This window comes from Pseudomonas sp. ACN5, from assembly GCF_002303975.1.
GTDB lineage: Bacteria > Pseudomonadota > Gammaproteobacteria > Pseudomonadales > Pseudomonadaceae > Aquipseudomonas > Aquipseudomonas laurylsulfatiphila.
In genome coordinates, this window is record NZ_MRCP01000013.1 from 107346 (window position 1) to 126113 (window position 18768).

19 protein-coding genes and 2 pseudogenes are annotated in these 18768 nt (G+C 56.6%); 10 read left to right on the top strand and 11 right to left on the bottom strand.

Annotated elements, in window-relative coordinates; genetic code table 11:
- Positions 1-9: 9 nt before the first annotated feature.
- The 6 genes and pseudogenes from BSF40_RS22775 to BSF40_RS22800 all read right to left on the bottom strand — a co-directional run bounded on the left by BSF40_RS22775 (position 10) and on the right by BSF40_RS22800 (position 5964).
- The gene (locus BSF40_RS22775) at positions 10-858 is read right to left on the bottom strand and encodes a hypothetical protein (protein ID WP_178081987.1); all 849 of its coding nucleotides are present in this window, start codon (positions 856-858) and stop codon (positions 10-12) included.
- An 8-nt stretch (positions 859-866) separates the two neighbouring features.
- A pseudogene (locus BSF40_RS22780) lies at positions 867-2174 on the bottom strand (phage portal protein); the annotation flags it as partial.
- A complete protein-coding gene (locus BSF40_RS22785) occupies positions 2174-2380 on the bottom strand; it encodes a phage head-tail joining protein (protein ID WP_027923826.1) in 207 nt (68 codons plus the stop codon). The gene BSF40_RS22785 and the pseudogene BSF40_RS22780, both read right to left, overlap by 1 nt.
- 54 nt (positions 2381-2434) lie before the next feature.
- Complete coding sequence (locus BSF40_RS22790) at positions 2435-4444, bottom strand: phage terminase large subunit family protein (RefSeq protein WP_095966851.1); 2010 nt, start codon at positions 4442-4444, stop codon at positions 2435-2437.
- Positions 4445-4447: 3 nt separating this feature from the next.
- Positions 4448-5047: a terminase small subunit gene (locus BSF40_RS22795; protein WP_095966852.1), complete on the bottom strand. Its 600-nt coding sequence runs from the start codon at positions 5045-5047 to the stop codon at positions 4448-4450.
- Positions 5048-5517: 470 nt separating this feature from the next.
- Entirely contained in the window at positions 5518-5964 is a 447-nt protein-coding gene (locus BSF40_RS22800) for a DUF1737 domain-containing protein (protein WP_095966853.1), read from the bottom strand.
- Between the two features lie 184 nt (positions 5965-6148).
- On the opposite strand from BSF40_RS22800, the gene BSF40_RS22805 reads away from it, so the two are divergent.
- From BSF40_RS22805 to BSF40_RS22830, 5 genes and pseudogenes are all read left to right on the top strand, one after another.
- On the top strand, positions 6149-6523 hold the full coding sequence (locus BSF40_RS22805) for a TerB family tellurite resistance protein (protein ID WP_256589571.1): 375 nt from the start codon (positions 6149-6151) through the stop codon (positions 6521-6523).
- Positions 6524-6788: 265 nt separating this feature from the next.
- The gene (gene csrA, locus BSF40_RS22815) at positions 6789-6989 is read left to right on the top strand and encodes a carbon storage regulator CsrA (RefSeq protein ID WP_095966855.1); all 201 of its coding nucleotides are present in this window, start codon (positions 6789-6791) and stop codon (positions 6987-6989) included.
- Positions 6990-7139: 150 nt separating this feature from the next.
- Positions 7140-7412, top strand: a complete 273-nt coding sequence (locus BSF40_RS22820; RefSeq protein WP_095966856.1) for a hypothetical protein — start codon at positions 7140-7142, stop codon at positions 7410-7412.
- Entirely contained in the window at positions 7409-7783 is a 375-nt protein-coding gene (locus BSF40_RS22825; RefSeq protein ID WP_256589573.1) for a hypothetical protein, read from the top strand. Before BSF40_RS22820 ends, BSF40_RS22825 begins: the two co-directional genes overlap by 4 nt.
- Positions 7677-8612: pseudogene (locus BSF40_RS22830) on the top strand (tyrosine-type recombinase/integrase); the annotation flags it as partial. The gene BSF40_RS22825 and the pseudogene BSF40_RS22830, both read left to right, overlap by 107 nt.
- 178 nt (positions 8613-8790) lie before the next feature.
- On the opposite strand, the gene BSF40_RS33145 reads toward BSF40_RS22830, so the two are convergent.
- Complete coding sequence (locus BSF40_RS33145; RefSeq protein ID WP_256589574.1) at positions 8791-9420, bottom strand: hypothetical protein; 630 nt, start codon at positions 9418-9420, stop codon at positions 8791-8793.
- Positions 9421-9697: 277 nt separating this feature from the next.
- Between BSF40_RS33145 and BSF40_RS22840 the strand changes: the two genes are divergently transcribed.
- Together BSF40_RS22840 and BSF40_RS22845 are read left to right on the top strand one after the other, a co-directional pair.
- A complete protein-coding gene (locus BSF40_RS22840) occupies positions 9698-10888 on the top strand; it encodes a hypothetical protein (protein ID WP_095966858.1) in 1191 nt (396 codons plus the stop codon).
- A gap of 169 nt (positions 10889-11057) precedes the next feature.
- A complete protein-coding gene (locus tag BSF40_RS22845) occupies positions 11058-11774 on the top strand; it encodes an HNH endonuclease (protein WP_095966859.1) in 717 nt (238 codons plus the stop codon).
- Between the two features lie 367 nt (positions 11775-12141).
- Here BSF40_RS22845 and BSF40_RS22850 read toward each other — a convergent pair whose 3' ends face one another.
- Entirely contained in the window at positions 12142-13101 is a 960-nt protein-coding gene (locus BSF40_RS22850) for a universal stress protein (protein ID WP_095966860.1), read from the bottom strand.
- Positions 13102-13465: 364 nt separating this feature from the next.
- Between BSF40_RS22850 and BSF40_RS22855 the strand changes: the two genes are divergently transcribed.
- Positions 13466-13891 carry a potassium channel family protein gene (locus BSF40_RS22855; protein WP_095966861.1) on the top strand — a complete coding sequence of 142 codons (426 nt, stop codon included), beginning with the start codon at positions 13466-13468 and terminating at the stop codon, positions 13889-13891.
- A 63-nt stretch (positions 13892-13954) separates the two neighbouring features.
- On the opposite strand, the gene BSF40_RS22860 is transcribed toward BSF40_RS22855, so the two are convergent.
- Positions 13955-14839: a universal stress protein gene (locus BSF40_RS22860; protein WP_095966862.1), complete on the bottom strand. Its 885-nt coding sequence runs from the start codon at positions 14837-14839 to the stop codon at positions 13955-13957.
- 260 nt (positions 14840-15099) lie between these two features.
- Here BSF40_RS22860 and fnr point away from each other — a divergent pair, with 260 nt between their 5' ends.
- Positions 15100-15843: a fumarate/nitrate reduction transcriptional regulator Fnr gene (gene fnr, locus BSF40_RS22865; protein WP_095966863.1), complete on the top strand. Its 744-nt coding sequence runs from the start codon at positions 15100-15102 to the stop codon at positions 15841-15843.
- 85 nt (positions 15844-15928) lie between these two features.
- On the opposite strand, the gene BSF40_RS22870 is transcribed toward fnr, so the two are convergent.
- Positions 15929-16840: a universal stress protein gene (locus BSF40_RS22870; protein ID WP_095966864.1), complete on the bottom strand. Its 912-nt coding sequence runs from the start codon at positions 16838-16840 to the stop codon at positions 15929-15931.
- A 225-nt stretch (positions 16841-17065) separates the two neighbouring features.
- On the opposite strand from BSF40_RS22870, the gene BSF40_RS22875 reads away from it, so the two are divergent.
- Positions 17066-17629 carry a GNAT family N-acetyltransferase gene (locus BSF40_RS22875; protein ID WP_095966865.1) on the top strand — a complete coding sequence of 188 codons (564 nt, stop codon included), beginning with the start codon at positions 17066-17068 and terminating at the stop codon, positions 17627-17629.
- Between the two features lie 53 nt (positions 17630-17682).
- On the opposite strand, the gene BSF40_RS22880 is transcribed toward BSF40_RS22875, so the two are convergent.
- Positions 17683-18606: a universal stress protein gene (locus tag BSF40_RS22880; protein WP_095966866.1), complete on the bottom strand. Its 924-nt coding sequence runs from the start codon at positions 18604-18606 to the stop codon at positions 17683-17685.
- Positions 18607-18768 lie beyond the last annotated feature (162 nt).

The following is an 18768-nucleotide window of genomic DNA, read 5'->3' on the forward strand; positions in this document are numbered from 1 at the left end:
AACACTTCCTTAGCCCACATGGGGCGCATCAAACAACTGGCGGTCACGCGCCTCCCGGGCGAAGTCGTCAAACTGACGGCGCAGGTACGGCATCATTTCCTGGACGAACTGCGCCGGATCTTTCACATCGCCGTGCACCTGAAAAACCGGTGCCGGTGCGAAGGTAAATTGCTGATCGACCTTCGGCCATTCGGGTGTCTTCGCTGCCGTGCTCAACATTAATGCCGCCGCCGTGACCGGCGCGGCGGGGGCGTTTTCCATCGAACGCACGACCGCGCCCACCCCTTGGCCGGCGGCCATGGGCAAGATGCCGATCGGTGCTTTGGCCGGCGTGTCTGGCCCGCCAAACAAGGACTTGCCCATGGTCGCGCCCACGTCACCGCCACCCATAGACCCGAGCCAGGCACCGATCATCCCGCCCACCGCCGTGCCTAGCAGCGGAATGAACGACCCAATGGCGGCACCAGCCGCTGCACCCGCCAAGCCGCCGGCCAGGCTACCCGCTGCCTCGCCGTAGCCTTCGGCTTTCTCATCTCGAGTGGTGGCGTTCTGGTAAGTGTCCACCACCTGGAGGCCGGCACCGACCGCTGCCAATGCCCCGCCTGCTTTCATAAAGCGGGCACCGCGGGATGCCCGACTTGCAGTGCCGCTGCCCTTTCCTCGCTTCCTATCTCTTTCCTGATCCAGATCATCGCCGCCGACGTCATCCGCGTTAGTTACGAACACCCGCTGCACGATGTTGGACCGGTCACCGGCCGAACCACGGGCGATGTTCACCAGCCCCCGCCCGATCTTCAGCGCAGCCCAGGCCTTGCCCAACACCAACGCACCGGTAGTGAGTGCCGCCAGGCCCAGCACCGCCTTGGGCGTCTCCTCTGAACATCCTGAACCGGATGGATGTAGGCCCAACCTTGTGGCACCCAGCGCGTACGTAGGTACTCACGACGGCGCTGGGTGTAGTCCGGCAACAACACGGCACCGCTGAGCACCGCCATGTCCATCCAGGCCGCGCGCACAGGACGACACAACTGGTGCACATACACACCAAATTGCAGTTGCTCCAGACGACGCCGGAACTCGGTGAGCACCACGCGCAGTGCTCGGTCATTTACTTCACGCATGTCGCCAGTGAGGATTTCGTACGGCATCCCGGCGCCGGCCGCTGCCGCCATCAATTGCTGACGCATGAAGTCCGCATAGTTGTTGCCCGCATCCGGCGGCGTGGAAAACTCGACCTCCTCGCCGGGCAACAACTCCTGCATGGTCCCGGGTTCCAGCGCGACCATGGGGGTGAAGCCGTCCGAGGCCAGGTTCAGCGGCGCACCGGTCACCGGGTCCACCGGGGTCTGAATGTCATCCGGCGACGGTTTCTTGATGAAGCCGGCGAACAGGTTGGCCACCTCCTGGCGGAACAACACCGCATCGTCATAGTTGTCCAGGCTGCGCAGGCGTTTGAGCACCGGTGACAAGCGCGGCAGGCCGCGCAGCTGCCCAGGCTCGACCGGTTCAAAAATATGCAGCACCTGACTGGCCGGTACCCGCACCAACTGGTTGTACCCGCTGTTCAGTGAAGAGACATCGCCGGGATGCGAACGGTACATCCAGTACGCCACCCGACGGCTGTCCGGACTGAACTCAATCCCGGCGCGGATGATGTTGCCGTTGCGCGCCATCTCGAACTTGTCGTGCGGCACAAACTCCGGCGCCAGCACCTGAAGTTGCAACGGCACCACCAAGCCTTCGTCGAGACTGCGTGGCCGCAAGCGGATAAAACATTCGCCGGCTGTTTCCACCGTCCGAGCGATCAATGCCTGTTGCCCATAGAAGTCGGTCAAGCCGTCGGCATCGGACTCTTCAGTCCAGTCGGCCCAGAGTTCCTGCAGCAGATGCCGCAGCTCATCGTCCTGAGTTTTCGGCCGTGGCGTGATGCCGGTGCCGATCAGATTGCTGACCCGTTTATCAATGATGTTGAAGGCGTACGGGTCGTTGCGCACCGCCGCGCGGGAGCGCGAACGCAGGTTGCGCAACGCCGGAATGGCAATGCTGTTGAAGCCTGCGTCGGGAGCATCCCAACTGGCGGAGCGGCGCCCTTCGGCGGCCCCTTCATAACTGGCCTTGATATTCGACGGCATCAGGAAACCGCTGCGGCCCAAGGTGGGAAACTGACGAGCCATTACAGTCCCTTGCCTCCATGGTAAAGCCGTACGATGCGCGATCGAGGACCGGCCGCCGCGATCAGCGAGCTGCGAATTTCGTCGCGTGCCCTGAGCAATTCGTCGATGTCGCGGTACTCGACGTTGCGATCGGCGTAGCGCACGATTTTTTCGCCGCGCGCAATTGCCTTCTCGACCGCATCGAGCTGCTGTTGGGTAAAGGCCATGGGAATCGCTCTAAAGTAAAAAAGACAACGTGATGTGCAACTGCGCGCCTTCACTCAGCGTCGTTTTTTGAGGTAGCCGCTGCTGGAGCTTCGACGCTGTGGGGGGCGTGCAATCAGCATCGGTGCCGCTGCCGGCTTGGCCGGTAGTGATACGGGATCGGCAGGTTGCTGCCGCGGTTTCGCCGGGGTGCTAATACGCTCAGCCATGACGGCTTTCTCACCCGGTGGCGCCGCCTGAAACAGAGCATTTTTCACCCGCTCCCAGTCGTGTTCCTTGTAGCGGTTCAGTCCCAGGTAATGCGCCATCGCTAGGCTGTACACCATCAAATCGAGCGCCTCGTTGCGCTCCGCCTTGCCCTTGACCCACTCGATTTTTTTGTAGCCTTTGACGTAGCGAGTCACCTTGCGCTCAGCCACGCACTGGGCAAAAAAGTCATCCGGCAAGTCGTTGGCAAAGTGCAGCGCACCAGGACCGTCCTCCACCGGATAGCGGTTGTAAATCCAGTCCTTCGCGGTGTCGGTACCGACGAACCACAGCTCCACCCCCTTGCGTTCGGTCAGGCCTTTCCAGGTGACATCCATCATCGATGGCCGCTGTGCAATCACCGGACGACCCGGTTTGCTCGCGCCCTTGACCGCGAAGATGTTGCGCCAGCGCCGCAGTCGGCAGAATTGGTACACCTCGTCGGTGTGGTTACCGCCGGAGTCGATGCCGGCGGCCCGGATCGTCAGCTCCGCGCCACTCGGATGCGGGTAACGTGCCTTGAGTTTGTCATCGAGCACCGACCAAGTGCGGTCGTCGGAGGGGTCGCCCCAGATCACCTGATAGTCGATGATCCAGCGCTCCATGCCGGCACCCCAGCCGACCACCATGAACTCCAGCCGGTTGGCCTGAACGTCAACCGAGGCCGTGAGCATCAGCACGGCGGACGGCATTGACCCCAGCCCGTAAGTCTCCAAGCGTGCCCGAGCCATCAGGACATCCGCTTTGGTTTGCTCTTGGGCGCTGTCCCAGACCTTGGCCAAACGGGTGTTATAGAACACCTGCATAGGCTCAAGATCACCGCGAGACATGGCTGTTTTGGCCTTCTCGAACTGCTTGGCCAACGAAGCCCAACCGGTCCAGCCGGGCGGCGAGTACAACGCATTAAGGTTGAACCCGACGGTTTCGCCATCGCCCTTGGCATGCGCGCGCCATTCGCCCTTGGCCAACATCTCGCCCTTGTGATGTTCTTCGATCAGCACATCACAGTCAGGACCGGCACACTCGTAGTGCGCCAGTTGGCAATCCGCCGAGTAATGCAGGCGCTCCCATTCCAGGACTTGCATGTGCCCACAGGTCGGGCACGGCACATAGTAAAAACGCTGGTCGCTGGTCTCGAACAGATCGGCAATGCGCGAGGCGCCCCGGATCGTCGGCGAGCTGGAAAAATAGAACTTGGCGTTACGGCCAAACGTACTGCCCCGGGTTTCAGCCAGCTCAATGGGGTCGCCCTCCTCGCCAACGTCCACCACCCAGCGATCCACTTCATCACCATAGATGTACCGGGCCGACAACTCCGACAGGTTGGCCGCCGAGCCGGCAGTGGTGACGTACAACGAACCACCTTCGAACTCCTTGGTGTCCATGGTATTGCGCGCATCACGCGAACGGTTCGCCGCCACCCGTTCGCGCAGCACTGGGGTGGCCTTGATGGTCTTGCCGATGCGCGACGAGACTCGCTTGGCCAACCCCAGGCTGGGCAACAGCGTGAGAATGTTTGACGGCGCCATATGGATCAGACCGCCAATCCAGTTCAAGGCGATCTGGGTTTTCATCAACTGCGAGGCCACCATGGTCACCACGCGTTTACACGGATGTGCCGGCGACAGACAACGCATCGGTTCACGGGCATACGGTGTTCGCGCCGTGCGGTATTGCCCTGGCTCGGCAGCCCCCGCATCACGCGGGATGCGCATAAACTCGTCAGCCCACTGATCGATCCAGACATCGGGCTCTGGCCGCAGCCCGCGGAAATACGCCTCCCGGTACACTGCTGCACCGTCGGGCATTTCCGCTGACATGGATTAACTCGCTGCAGTCAAAGAATGAATGAGGTCTGTCGAGGACATCCGTTCAGCATCATCCAGCACGCGGCGCAATGCGGCGGTGAGGTGCTTTTCGATTTGCCAGTGATCGCTCATGGCGGCCAGTTCGGGCGCCAACTGTGGCGGCATGCCCAGCAACAGATCCCGCAACATCCGCCCCGTCGTGTACGCCGCCGTTTTGACCGCTTCCAGCTCGACATGGGCGCCACGATTCTTGTGAAACTCGCTCTCGGTCAGGCGTGACTCATAGAACTCGCGGTAGGCACGGGACTCCTGAAAGTCTGGTATGCCTTCGGCGGACAATGGTGCCTGGAGCGGAACAGTGGTTGGTGGTTCGTATTCGATGTAAGGGGCCGGTGTATTTCCTTCCGGCCTGCGCTGAATTCGTTCGCGCTCGTGCCGTGCCGCCACATTGGCTTTGCTCGGATCCGCGGTGCTGAACAGGAGTCGGTCCGTTGCCTCGACATCCACCATGCCGTCCGCCATCAGAACCAGGCGTCCGCTCTTGGCCAACTTCGACACATAGGGTTTCGACCAGCCCTGGCGCGTGGCGAACTCCGCTTTGGTGAGTGCTGTCATGTCCGTGCCTTTCGGTTAACCCGGCGGAGCCGAGAGTTAACCAACTAATTTACTTGGTTAACTCAGGGTTAACCGCTGGAGAGCCACAGCCCGCTTGGCTTTCAGGTGTTTTGATAGCGACTGAAGGAGTTAACCAACTGTTTTACTCGGTTAACTTCTTAGTTAACCGCTCTGCAGGCCACGGCCCGCGTGGCTTACAGATGAATCAGGGGATAGCCGAGTTAACCTGGTTAACTCCTAAGTTAACCGCCCTGTAAGCCGCAGCCCATAAGGCTTTCAGCCTTGTTAACCAATCCAGTTAACCAGTTAACTAACTTTGGCGGGGTGCCGCTAATGCGTTTGCGCGAGTCTTATGCCCCGTGTTCCTTGGAAGTTGCCAGGGTCCCCGATGGGTTTTTGGACCTCGAAGATCCAGCGCTGGTTGAAGACCGCGTTTGAAACGGAGGCAGTCGAGATCGCTTGTTTGAAGCTCATGCTGATAGCGCTGCTATCTGACGTGCAATCTCGTCATGGATCAATTTCGCTGACCAGGTATGCGCAATGAGGTCAGTACCCGCTTCCAGCATCGCGGCATCCCCCTCAACGGGAATGGCCGGCTTGTCGCTCAGGTCGGTGTAGCTACCAGAGAAGTCCGAAGTCCCACTGCCGATAGCGGTACGAGCAGCGGCGGCGTCGACACTCACCAGCACCGCCTTACCGACATCCGAAGCGTCCGTGATGTTGTCCGAGGTGATGTCGCCCGGCGCGCAGGCCGCGTTGCTCGATCCCTTCACCACTGCCTGAAGCACTTGAAAGCCTTCAGTGATGGAGACAGGGCTTCCGTATGGTTGCCAGCCATCGGCAAAGGCCTGTGCCAGCTTGGCCGTCAGCTCATCGGGAGTGTTGGCGACGACGGTTTCGTATTGGGTGTAGGCCATTCTCTAATCCTCAAGATTGAATGAATGAACGGTGGAAAGCTGACATGCAGGCGACTCGCCGCAGTCGATGTGGTCCGTGATGGCATAGGCCATCAGGAGCACTAGAGGCAGTAACCAATGAAGGTGCTTCACGGCGCCGAGTCCGATTTGGGAAACCTGCTTTCAGCAATCCGATCAGCCCAGTGTGCGACTTTCTTCACCCCGAGGAAGCCCACCCAGATGCCAACCGGTTGATGGTGAGATTGAAGCCAGCGAGGTTTCCAAGCTGGATGAGTTGATTCGCTCCAACCCGAATTTGACGCACTTCGGCAGCGAGATCACCGACACCATTAATCGTTTTACAGGCCAGTTGAACGCCAACTTTCAAGTAGGTCGATTGGCGATCAAGCGGGAACTGGCCGACATCAAAAACGTTCCGGCCGACGCGGAGGAGGCCTTCGTCAACATTCTTGCCGTTGCCCAGGCTGATGGTCAGATCGAGCCAGCAGAGTTGGTGGTACTGAAGGAAATAGGCATGCACTTCAGTCTGCGCCTTGCTGACTACGGTATCGAGGCGTGAAGTACGCGACAAAGGTTCTGCTGATCCTGTTGGCACTGATCGTAGGCTGCATGTTGCTGAGCAACGTAGCCTCTCGGGCCACTTGCTCCTACTACGGCTTCCAGACTGACCGAGAGACCCGCTACGCCGCCTTTGTTGGCTGCATGGTTCTGGTTGACGGTACGTGGTTCCCTCGGAATGAAATCCGCGTAATGCAGTGATGTTTCACTGATGCCGCTTCTTGCAAGGCGGCATTGGGAAACCCACTCACGCAAGGAAATGGACAATGCTGATTTTGACTCGCAAAGAAGGCGAAAGCATCAACATAGGCAACAACATCACGATCACAGTGCTGGGTGTTAGCGGCAAACAGGTACGTATCGGAACTAGCGCACCAAAGGATGTCCAGGTGCATCGAGAAGAAATCACGCAGCGCATTCAGGCGGGTTTGTCGAATTTCTCGATGGCAACACCTGCGATCACTTAAGCAGGTCTTTGTGACGCAAACAATGGCCCGGTTCCGATCGGGCTTTTTTACACCTGCCTTTTATGAATCAGCATCCTTCCCTGCCCAATGGCGATCAGCAGGTGGTCGGAGGGCTGACGAATACACGCAACCCGCTCCGAGGGATCAGCCATGCATCCATCATTTAAAGAGCGCTTCGATGAACTCGGTGTGCTACTGCAAAAAACCAAGGCTGCACAAGCCGTACTATGTGGGCGCCCTGGTCGGCAAGAGCCATCGAAACCGGTGCGCTTTCAAGTCGACGGGAAAAGTATCGGCATGTACCAGATTAAAGACCGCACCACAGGCAAGACTCGCGCCTTCCGTGACGACTACAAGGCCGCTTACGAACTCGCCATGCAGTTTGAAGCAAAGGCCAACTGCCAGATTGCGGTGATGCTATGAAAAAACGAAAGCCCAACAACCTGCGTACCCGGGTAGAGCGAGCGAGCCGGGCACTGCTCAATGCCAATCACGTCGCGGTGGTCCACATCGAGCCCAGCGGACGCCAAGGGATGATCAACAGAAAGAGCTGCAAGAGCATCCCGCCAGGACAACATATGGCCGAAGCAGTCTGCGACTTCGCCCATCGCTGGACGATCTATGTCAGCGTCCAGTGTCGCGATCAGCGCGGGCACCGTTACACCAAATCGGTAGAGGTCGCCCCTCAAGGCGATCCCACTGGGCAAGGATCTCGACAAAGCCAGGCTCAAGTGGGCGGAGCTCGAAGCCAAGGAAATACCACTGGACTTGCGGACTATGAAGGGGATCTTTGACCGCTATATTCGTGACATCGTCCCGAAGAAGGCGCCCCGCACGCAGAGCGACAATCTTTCAGAGATCAAACAGCTGCGACCACTTTTCGACAATGCCCCCATCGACTCAATCACACCTGCCACGGTCGCTGGCTATCGGGACGCTCGAACTGCAAAGGTTCGGGCCAACCGTGAGATAGCCACGCTCTCACACGTATTCAATATGGCGCGTGAGTGGGGTCTGACCTCCAAAGAAAATCCCTGTCAGGGTGTACGCAAGAACAAGGAGACGCCTCGGGACTATTACGCAAACGATGTGGTTTGGGATGCTGTTTACAAAAAAGCAGCTCAAGAGCTGAAAGATGCAATGGACCTTGCCTACCTGACAGGGCAGCGGCCGGCCGACGTTTTGGTCATGCGCAAGGATGATATCGAAGGGGGATATTTGATGGTGCAGCAGAACAAGACGCACAAGAAGCTGCGTATCCAGATGACTGCCAGCGGCTCTGCAAACAGCTTGGGTATGCTGATCGCAAAAATCGCAGAGCGAAACGCTCAACACGTTTCGAGCTATCTGATTGTGAGTGCGCGCGGGAAGCGTATGACTGCCAAAATGCTTCGCGACCGCTGGGATAAGGCCCGGGAAAGGGCCAAGAATGAAGCGATCGAGACTGGCGACACGCTGCTTGCTGGAAGAATCAGCAGCTTTCAGTTTCGGGACATCAGGCCAAAAGCCGCGTCGGAAATTACTGACATCGGAGAGGCGAGCCTGCTCTTGGGGCATACCAAGGGTGACATAACTGAACGTGTTTACCGTCGCGTCGGTGCCATTGCGAAGCCATCTAAATAGCGGAACAACGCGTTACAAGACACTGAGTTCATCAAGATAACGCTGGCGGTGACGCCAGCCTCAGATCGTCGCCGCAATGACTACTTTCGGCCAGAAGCAGTCTGAATCGCTTCTGATTTCCTAGACACGTGCGACTGCCTGGTTTGGGTCGGGATCCGTCGGTGGCCATAGATCTCAGTCAATGACGTGGGGGAATCTGACCCGGTAAAACCTGATGGTGCTTTTCCTGCACGGCTCTCACAGTGCTTGACAGGCACGTGTCACCCGTAAGAATCACTCCAAGCTGGAGTGTCATGACGTTAAGCCCATTGCTATTCTGGATGCCACTCTGAATCAGCTCAGGTGGATAGCCTTCGGAGTGTCGGCGCAGAGGGTGAATGCCGCTGTGTACGAACGAGTTCATGGCGTGATAATTCACATCCTTGAAATTCATTAGCATGCTCGATGCCTGCACAGGAGCCCTTTCGACGATCTCATGGAGCATCTGCGAGAACATCGGGAGTTTCTTTGCGCTGTGTTCGGCTTCCAGTGTGAGTGCTGCCGCGAGGGTTTCGACCTGCTGATCCTTAGCCGCATACAGAAGCCAAACGGCCCTTGTTAGGGCTTCATATTGCAAACGCATCATCGCCAGAGCTGACGTGTAGCATTGAGCTCTTACCAACAGGCGCAGGCTTAGAGCGTGTTCCAGCGCCATGCCGCAAGCCACCATTGCGACCTCATGCCGTGTGCCGGGGAATGGAGTAACTCCCTCCAAAAGGTGAAGGATTTCTATATGAAGCTCATCAGATCTATTCAGAAAATCCTCCATCACCCATCTTTCCTTTTGTTTACGTACATGTGAAGTCGTTCGTACCTAATCTTAAGCTTGCGACTGATCGCTGTGGGCCCTTAACTGACGTGTCGATCGCACGCGGTGCCGTTTGCGGCAGGTAGCTTTGGCCCGATCACAGTCGTTGTAAGTGGCTGCAATGTGTCGCCTCCCTTGTTAACCAACAGCTATCGGCCAATATTAGTTATCCTTGGAAGGTAGCCCCCACGCGCGACGGGCGTCTGCTGGCGTAATAAACATTTAAGTGAGATTGATCATGGATGAATCAGATCGGCCGATCATCAAGGCCTATGGTTTTTTGGAGGCAGTTACCTTCCCAGAGGAAAAGACAAAATCCAGAGGCCGAGTGAACGTCGTCATAGACTCAATCAAGATCGAGGCTATCGAATCCGGTACTGCTCACAACCGAGAGGCTTCCGACCTTTTTATCGTACGCATCCTTTCGACCATCAACCGGCTGGATTCATTGTTTCCTGAAAGCCGCTGGGATGAGGGGGGCTGGATTGAATTCGAGTTGCAAGATTGCCCTGGAGAGCCTCCAGCCTGGTTCCTATCGGCCGAAAATGACTATAGTGGTCCCGTTGTCAGAACCAACATCATAAGCGCTGTCGCCTTGTCTGGAGGACCTTTAGAGCCTGCCCCGGCGGTGGATAAATTGATGGAGCTCTGCCAGTCGACGGCGGCTGTTCGAACCCAGAAGCAAGACAAACGCCCTCGAAAACTTGCGGGTGTCGGCCCATTTGTAAGGGTCGTAGACGTCGGACACGCCAGTTTCTCAACTATTCATCCTGTCCGCTCTATACAATCGCCAGTACTCGGTTACTTCGATGTAGGCGGCCCGGTGTTCTTCCATCACCGAACCTTCCCGAATAGTTTTTTTGAAGCCAGACGCGTACCTGCGTCGGGGTTTGTCGTCCTCTCACACTGGGATTTTGATCATTACTCTCTAGCTGTGAGCAAAATCCCAGCACTAAGACAACTCGACTGGTTTGCCCCCGATCAACCAGTAGGCCCTAATGCCGCGTCTCTACAAGCCAAACTCGGTTCAAAGCTTACGCTCCTTTCGGCCCCCTCCTACTCGCTCGACTCTAGCCTTCATCTCTGGAAAGGCACTGGCGCATCGACAGATAGAAACGGAAGCGGATATGTCATGAAGATAAACAGGGCTGGAGGCGACGTTCTGCTTTCCGGAGATGTCCCATATTCGTTACTCCCAAGTGGCGCCGGAAACCAGTTTGCAGCGATTACAGTGACACACCACGGGGGCTCCTTCAGCGGCAGCCCTCCTATTCCGGTAAAAGCAGGCGCCACTGCGGCGGTCTCGTATGGCCATCCGAATCGCTATCACCACCCCAATTCGGAAGCGATTGGACTGCATCAGACTGCGGGATGGCGAATTATCCCGACGTACGAAACGTCCAAAGTACGGGGAGACGTATGGCTATGACTAAGAATTGCCGAGCGATGAGGTACACCTTAAGGCAAAGTCTGCTTTGGGGTCGGGAGCAGCCAGCCGGGAACGATCCATGATGGACGGCGGGCATGCGTATATGCCTACAAACTCGTGGCGATTCAGTTATTGAGTCGTAAATAAACTAATGCTGAGGACGCTATGAATGGCGGTCACTAAAGGACACGGAAATCCTGATTGGACACGCGACGAGGTGATACTTGCGCTTGATCTCTATCATACTTGCAATGGTCAGATTCCGGGCTCGACCGATGATAGGGTTCGAGAATTATCTTGTGTGCTAAGAGCTTTCCCACACCACAGCCAAGCAGCGCGCCAAGAGTCCTTTAGAAATCCAGACGGTGTAGCATTCAAATTACAAAATCTCCGCAGTGTTCATACCGGTGCGGGCCTTAAAAATACCTCAAAGACGGATCGCGAAGTATGGGTAGAGCTTGGTCATGATCGTGTGCGAACACGGGAGTTGGCTGATCTTATTCGCCATTGCCTAAAAATTGTCGACGAGCTTCCGGAAATTGATGATGAGGAAGAGTTTGCTGAGGGTAAGTCAGCAACAAAGGTGCATATTCGACGGGAGCGCAGCCCCAGGCTACGAAAGGAAGTAATTGCTAAGCGCCTTAAACAGGGGGGGCTGACGTGCGACCTTTGCGACTCAGATGGAAGCAAATATGATCCCGCGATAAGGGAGTCGATGTTTGAGTGCCACCACGTCATACCGCTCAGCATTATTGGCGAGACAAAAACCAAGGTGAAAGATATGGCACTACTCTGTGCAAACTGTCATCGCTTACTTCACCGAGCTATAGCTCATAAAAAACAATGGTTTTCGATTTATGAAGCCAAAAAGCAGTTTTTCAGCTGAATTAAGTTAATCAACTCTGGTCCAGAAGCGGGCCTGCTCTTGGGGCCTACCGAGGGTGACATAACTGAACGTGTTTACCGTCGCGTCGGCGCCATTGCGAAGCCGTAAAATAACGGAAAATGCGTTACAAAACGCTGATGCTGCCCCTTGTAGAATGCGGCCTGCAGCGGAGCCAAAAAATAATCGTATTAAAACGAAATCAAGCTAGGGGCGACGAATTACGGGCGTTTGTATCTCGGACTTGAAAACCGTCGACTGTAACAGGTCCATGAGTTCGAATCCCATCGCCTCCGCCATCTTTATACGACAAAGCCCTGATTTTTCAGGGCTTTGTCGTTTCCGGGGTTTGGCGAACATGCGACCACACTCAAAGCGTGGCAAAACCATCCCGTATTCCCGCCTTCCTACATCCTGCCCCCGATAATGGTTTGACGATCATCAAACTGCACGGTGCCCGGTTCAACACGCTCTCGGCGGTATCGCCGATAAACCGGTCAGGCCCATGGTGATAAGCCGTGCCCAGCACCACCATGTCGAAAGCATGCTGTTGAGCGAACAGTGCGATTACCTTGTGGGGGGAGCCCGTCAATAAATGTCGACGGGCATTCTTGATGCAATAGCGCTCGGCAAGCACATCGAACGCCTCTTGTTGGGCATCCTCGATAGCGTCTCTCAAACTCTCATCAAGACTGCCTGTCGGTACACTCATCGGCGCATCGCTTATCTCTGACCAACGACTGACGTTAAGCAAGTGCAACTGCGCACCGCAACTGGCCGCCAGAGTAGAGGCCAAGTCGAGTATTCGGTCATTTAATCCCTGAGTGAGTTCCTCCAGATGGGACAGATCGATCGCCGCGAGAATTTTCAAGGGATTGGGATTTTTGGCGCTGGTCACCAGGTGCAGGTGGGTCGGACACTCGCGAAGCAGTCGCCAGTCCACAGGCCGGTGAAAGGCACGGTCAAGTGCCGGCACATAATGGGTGTCCTTGATCACCAGGTCCGGAACAAAGTCGTTCACGTACTCCAGCAGGTTTGTCAGGCTCGACTTGGCCCAGACCACTTCGGTGGTCACCTGTATGCCGCCGCATCGTTGAAACCGGGCCTGCTGCTCCAGCCAATGACGGTGAACCTGCAGATAGCCTTCTCGTGCCTGTGCCATCGCGTCATGGTCAAGCAGACCGGCTACCGCCAGGGCCTGGACATAATCGAACGCGACAATGTGCAATAAGGCACCGGTTGCACCCGCCAAGGCATGTGCACGCTCAAACGCCGGGGTCAGGGTCATTTCGCTGGGAGCTATCAATAGAATGCGTTTGAGCTTGAGCATGACCTACCTCGCCCTGAAACCTGCCTGAGTGCAAACCCGACTGGCTGTCTGGGCCTTGAGTCAAATGCTTGTTACTTCGAGCGAACTCGTGACGGCAGCCAGCAAAAAATGCCCCGCAATAGAATGAACAGGTACGTGTTCATAATCGTCCTGTCGACTGGTTGCGACCGGGGAAAGCGGCAGTTCGATTATTTGGCGTTATGCCGTGGGGGATCTGACTTTTATCAACTAATCAACAGCTATCGTTAACGGAGCGACTGACTTTCGATGACTTAAACCCTTGTTGATTCAGCTCAACGATTTTCCGGCTTCCTGGCGTAGAACTACGCTGATGCACCACCTCCCCTATCGCTGGAGATTTGCCATGCTGGCAGTCACGCTGATCAATACACTGGTGGTGGTCATCGCCGTAGTGATCCATTACGAATGCCTGTTACGCCTGAATGACTGGCTGCCCCGGCTCAAGGTGTGGAACCGCTTCAGAATCGTGGTTGGCGTATTCGGCGCCCTCCTGGCCCACGCCATAGAGGTCTGGTGCTTTGCGCTGGTCTATTACCTGATGGTGCACTCAGGGAAATGGGGCAACCTGACGGGTAACTTCGACGGTTCGCTGATGGACTGCGTTTACTTTTCCTTTACGACGTACACGACCATCGGCTTCGGCGATATTTCGCCAGTGGGCAACCTCAAATACCTGACCGGTCTACAAGCCCTTACCGGGCTGGTGCTCATCACATGGACCGCATCCTTCCTGTTTCTGGAAATGCAAAAGTACTGGAAGCGCAAATAATCCCCTTTCTGACTCGTATCAGACTCAACTGACGGTCTGGATCAAGTCTGGTACGGACAGGATCTAGACCGCCAGAACGCAGCATGGCACCTGATACAGAATATGCTCGGTCGTGCTGCCTAGAAGCTTGCCCACACCATGGGACTGGACTTTGCCCATCACGATCACATCCACATTGTGTTCATTGGCAAACTCGCTCAACACCGTGACCGGGTTTCCCTCAATTAAATGTCGACGATCGGCGGGCACTCCGAACCGATCTGCCAACTCAATGAAAGACTTTTCCAGGTCTCTGCGAAGTGCTTTGGTCAGGTCAGCCAGTGTCAGGCCGCCCATGTCCGCCAGAAAAGCGGCCGAGATATCGCAGGCATACAGCAAATGCAGCTCGGCGTTGCACTGCATCGCAAGGCTGCAAGCCTGTTTGATGATTCGGTCGTTCAGTTCATTGTCGGTAGACTCGATATCCGATACCTCGACCGCTGCGACAACCTTGCGAGGCAAAACGAAGCTGCTCCCGCCCACCAGAAAAACCGGCACCGGACAGTGACGCAACAAGTGCCAGTCCAACGGGGTGAAGAAGGCCCGCTTGAGCGCGGACTCATGCTGAATCTCCTTGATCAACACGTCGGGCTGCATGTCCGTGACGTGTTCAATGATGTCTTGCTTCATGTCCTCAGCCCAGGCCACCTCGGTGGTCACCTCTATCCCCCTGCCACGCAAATTTTCGGCCTGAGCCTCAAGCCAGCCGTGATGATCCTGCAGGTAGCGCTCTCGACCCGATTCTCGATCGCCCTCTTCAAGCAGCGATAACCATTTGAACGACGGGATAAGCGCCGCGACATGCAAACTTGCACCGCTGGCCTTGGCCAACGCCGCTGCATGACTCATGGCTGGAGAATGGCGCAAGGCCGGGTTGATGATCAGTAACAGGCTTTGATACTGGCTCATGATAAATCTCCCGTGGGGTGGAAATTCGACGCAGGCGGACTCTGTGTAGACGAAAGCGCCTGTCCATCAATGGCAATTGCCGCTCAGCCTGAACGTCATGTGCCTGCAGTTGCCCGGCACTTGGATGATTGCTCATGGGAGCCAGCCGACGGAGCGGTTTTTTACCCGTTTGTCTGTTACATCCACAATAGTTCGGAACAACCGGTGGTTTGGGCAGGTAGCACCTATGCTAAGCCCATCCATACGGGGGCATTTAGATCATGTCTGAAGCCAGGCCGTTTCAAAGTCAGAACCTCAAGTCTGCATGTTCCAACTGCAGCGTCCTGGAGCTGTGCCTGCCGCTTGGCCTGACCAGTCCGGAAATCGAACGTCTCGACACACTGATCGTGCAACGATTCAAGGTCAAAAAGGGCGCGACGCTTTACCGCGCAGGCGACCCGTTGCGTTCGCTGTATGCGGTGCGAATCGGTTCGTTCAAGACCAGCGTGCTGTCGGTCGATGGTCGCGAGCAAGTCACAGGGTTCCAGATCCCCGGCGAAATGCTCGGTCTGGACGCCATCAGCACCGATCTGCATGCGTGTAATGCCGTTGCTTTGGAAGATAGCGAGGTCTGCCCCGTCCATTTTGCTCACCTGGAAAAACTTGCTCGACAACTGCCTTCATTGCAGCACAACCTGAACAAAATCCTCAGCCGGGAAATCGTTCGCGATCACGACATGCTGATGATGCTGGGCAACATGAACTCGGAAGAACGCCTGGCCGCTTTTCTCCTCAATTGGTCGCAGCGCTTGAATACCCGCGGTTATTCATCCCGCAGCTTTGTGCTGAAAATGCGTCGGGAGGAAATTGGCTCCTACCTGGGACTGCGCCTTGAAACCATCTGTCGGGGCATCGCGCACCTGCGTGACCAGGGACTGGTGGAAATAAACGGCCGCGACGTCAACATCCTGAACATGGACGGACTCAAGCAACTGATCGTGGGCTGCCATCGCAACCTCCACTGACACCTGCAGCCTGGAGAATCTTCATGCGTGCCCTTGTGCCAGCTGGCGCTGTTGCGCACAGGTCAGTTCAACGGTGCGACAGTGCTCAATCCCTGACATGCGGCCTGACCACCAACAGACTACCTGGCACGGAGTACAGCGCCCGCTCTGTGTTGCTGCCGATCAACCGGTCGAGCCCCACCCGATGCGCAGTGCCCATCACCACGACATCGGCCAGGTATTGCTCGACAAACTCACTGATCACCGGCACCGGCAGCCCCATGACGAAATGCCGTCGCTCCGGTGGCACCCCGTAGCGCTGCGCCAGTGCAACAAACGCCTGGTGCAAGGATTGACGCAGCTCTTCGCTCAGATCCACGCCCCAACCGCCCCCGGCCAATGGCGCGTCGCTGTTGAAAGCAGGTGACAGGTCATAGGCGTAAAGCAGGTGTAGCGGCGCATCGCATTGCAGGGCCAGGGCATTGGCGGTCTGAATGATGGTGTCGTTCAAACCGCTTAATTGTGTCGACGGATCGAACGGATCCACTGCCGCCACGATTCGGTGCGGCAAGCTGTAACGAACGTGGTTGACCAGATGCACGGGGATCGGGCATTCACGCAATAAGTGACAATCAAGCGGGGTGATGAACACTCGCTTGAGCACAGGTTCAAGGGTTACATCCTTGAGCAACAGGTCGGGTTTGAGATCCTCTACCGTCTTCAAGATATCCAGCAGCGCATGGGTGGTGAAGACGGCTTTGACCGTCACCTGCAGCCCCAGGTCGCTGAGTCGATCAAGCTCTTCGACCTCCCAGCGACGGTAGCGACGCAAATACCGCTGTTGCTCTGCGTCATCGACTTTTTCTTGCCATAAATGCACCACCGGTGCCGGTTCGACAAAGACCCGCACATCCACTACGGCCCCGGCTGCCTTGGCCAATGCGACGGCACGCAACTGGGCGGGAGACTGATGCAGGGTTTGGTCAGCGATCAGCAGAAAACGTTGATATTGACCCATCACACACCTCCGTTCGACTCCGGTCATACAGTGCCGGCATATTTTCCAGACTGCGCTCTATCACCTGGCGCGGTTTGATTTACATCAAGCCCACGCAAACCAGTGCCGCCGGCACGGCTATCTGATCCAGATCAGATTCAAGCATCGACAGCGGTGTAGAAAAGTACTCAAACGCGACCTTTTTACCCCATGCCAACCTTGCAAACCGCACTGGAGGAACACCTCATGCTTACCGTCAAAGACCACAATGATCGGGCCGCGGCCACCTATGCAGCGGTCGACGGCCAATACTGGATAGAAGCGCTCAGGGACGGTCGCCACGTTTTGATCCGACCACTGGCGCAGAAGGATCGCGACCGTGAATACGCTTTCATCAAACGGCTGTCTCCCGAATCCCGGCACATGCGCTTTCTCGCGCAGATCAGCGAACCCGGCGCTGCGATGCTCGATCAGTTGATGGACACGGACAATAAACAGCGCGTGGCCTATATCGCCCTGGTCCATGACAAAGGGAATCTGGTCGAGATCGGCATCAGCCGTTACGCGGCCACTGGCGACCATGAGTGTGAATGTGCCGTAACGGTCGCCGATGAATGGAAGTACTTGGGTCTGGGCACATTGCTGATGGACCATCTGATCAAGGCGGCGCGCAAAAACGGCTTTCGTCAAATGTATTCGATGGACGCCTCCAGCAATGCCCCCATGCGCGACCTGGCCAAGGCGCTCGGATTCGAGACACACAATGATCCCGACGACAGCCGTCAGGTGATTCATCATCTTTACCTGTAGACAATCGCTGCGCGATGTTCCGGCCAACGACTCGTCGCGGGGCGATCAAGCCCTCAGGATTGCAGCATTCTTCCCGGCTTGATCGCCAGCACACTGCACGGCGCCCGATGCAGGAGTTGCTCGGCCGTGGTTCCTAGCAGTCTGCTCAAGCCCTTGTGCTGTACCGTGCCCATGACAATGACATCGCAGCGGTGCTTGAAGACAAACTCACAAATACTCGGTACGGGTGCCCCCACTATGAAGTGACGATGCTCCGGTGACACGCCGTGGCGCTCAGCGATGGCCGCAAATGCCTCATGCTGAGCCGCTCCCAACATTTCATGGATCCCGCTGGCCAGCGGCAATGCGGCAATGCCCATGTCCTGTACGTATACAGCCGTCCAGTCATACACATGCAGCAACTCAAGACTGGCATCACAGACTGAGGCCAGTTTCGCCGCGGCGTCGATAACCTGGTCGTTGAACACGCGGTCCTGATCTTCATCGCGCAACACATCAATGATGGCCAGCACGTTGCGTGGTCGGGCATACAGCGCAGTAGTCACCAGATGCACCGGCACAGGACAATCGCGCAGCAGCTGCCAATCCAGCGGAGTAAAAAATACTCGTTTTAACGCCGATTCTTCCTGGGCGTCCTTGATGATCAGCGTCAGCGGCATCTCATTGATGAAGTTCAGAATCTCCTCATAAGGATGCTGTACCCACACCACTTCGCTGGTGGCCTCGACACCCTGCTTGCTCATCAATCCGGCCTGATCCACGAGCCATTGGCGATGGGTTTGCAAGTAGCCGTCCCGAGCCCGACTGAATTGTTCCGGGGCGAACAACCCGGCCACCGCCAAGGCCTGGGAATAGTCGAACGCCACGATGTGCAACGGCAATTGCATCGCGATCGCAAGCGCAGCAGCCCGGTCGAATGCCGGTGTCCGAGTCATGGCGGCAGGAGCGATCAAGAGTAAACGCTGAGATTGCGACATGGAGCACCTCGGCACACGGCCATTTCAATCCAGGAATAGAACCACAGATTGATTACTCCTTGTTCCGACCACTTGATTTTTATCAGATGCGCGCGCGATATCCTTCAGGGCACTGGATGAAGCCCGGACAACCGCACGTCGGGCAACACCCTCCATTCCCTT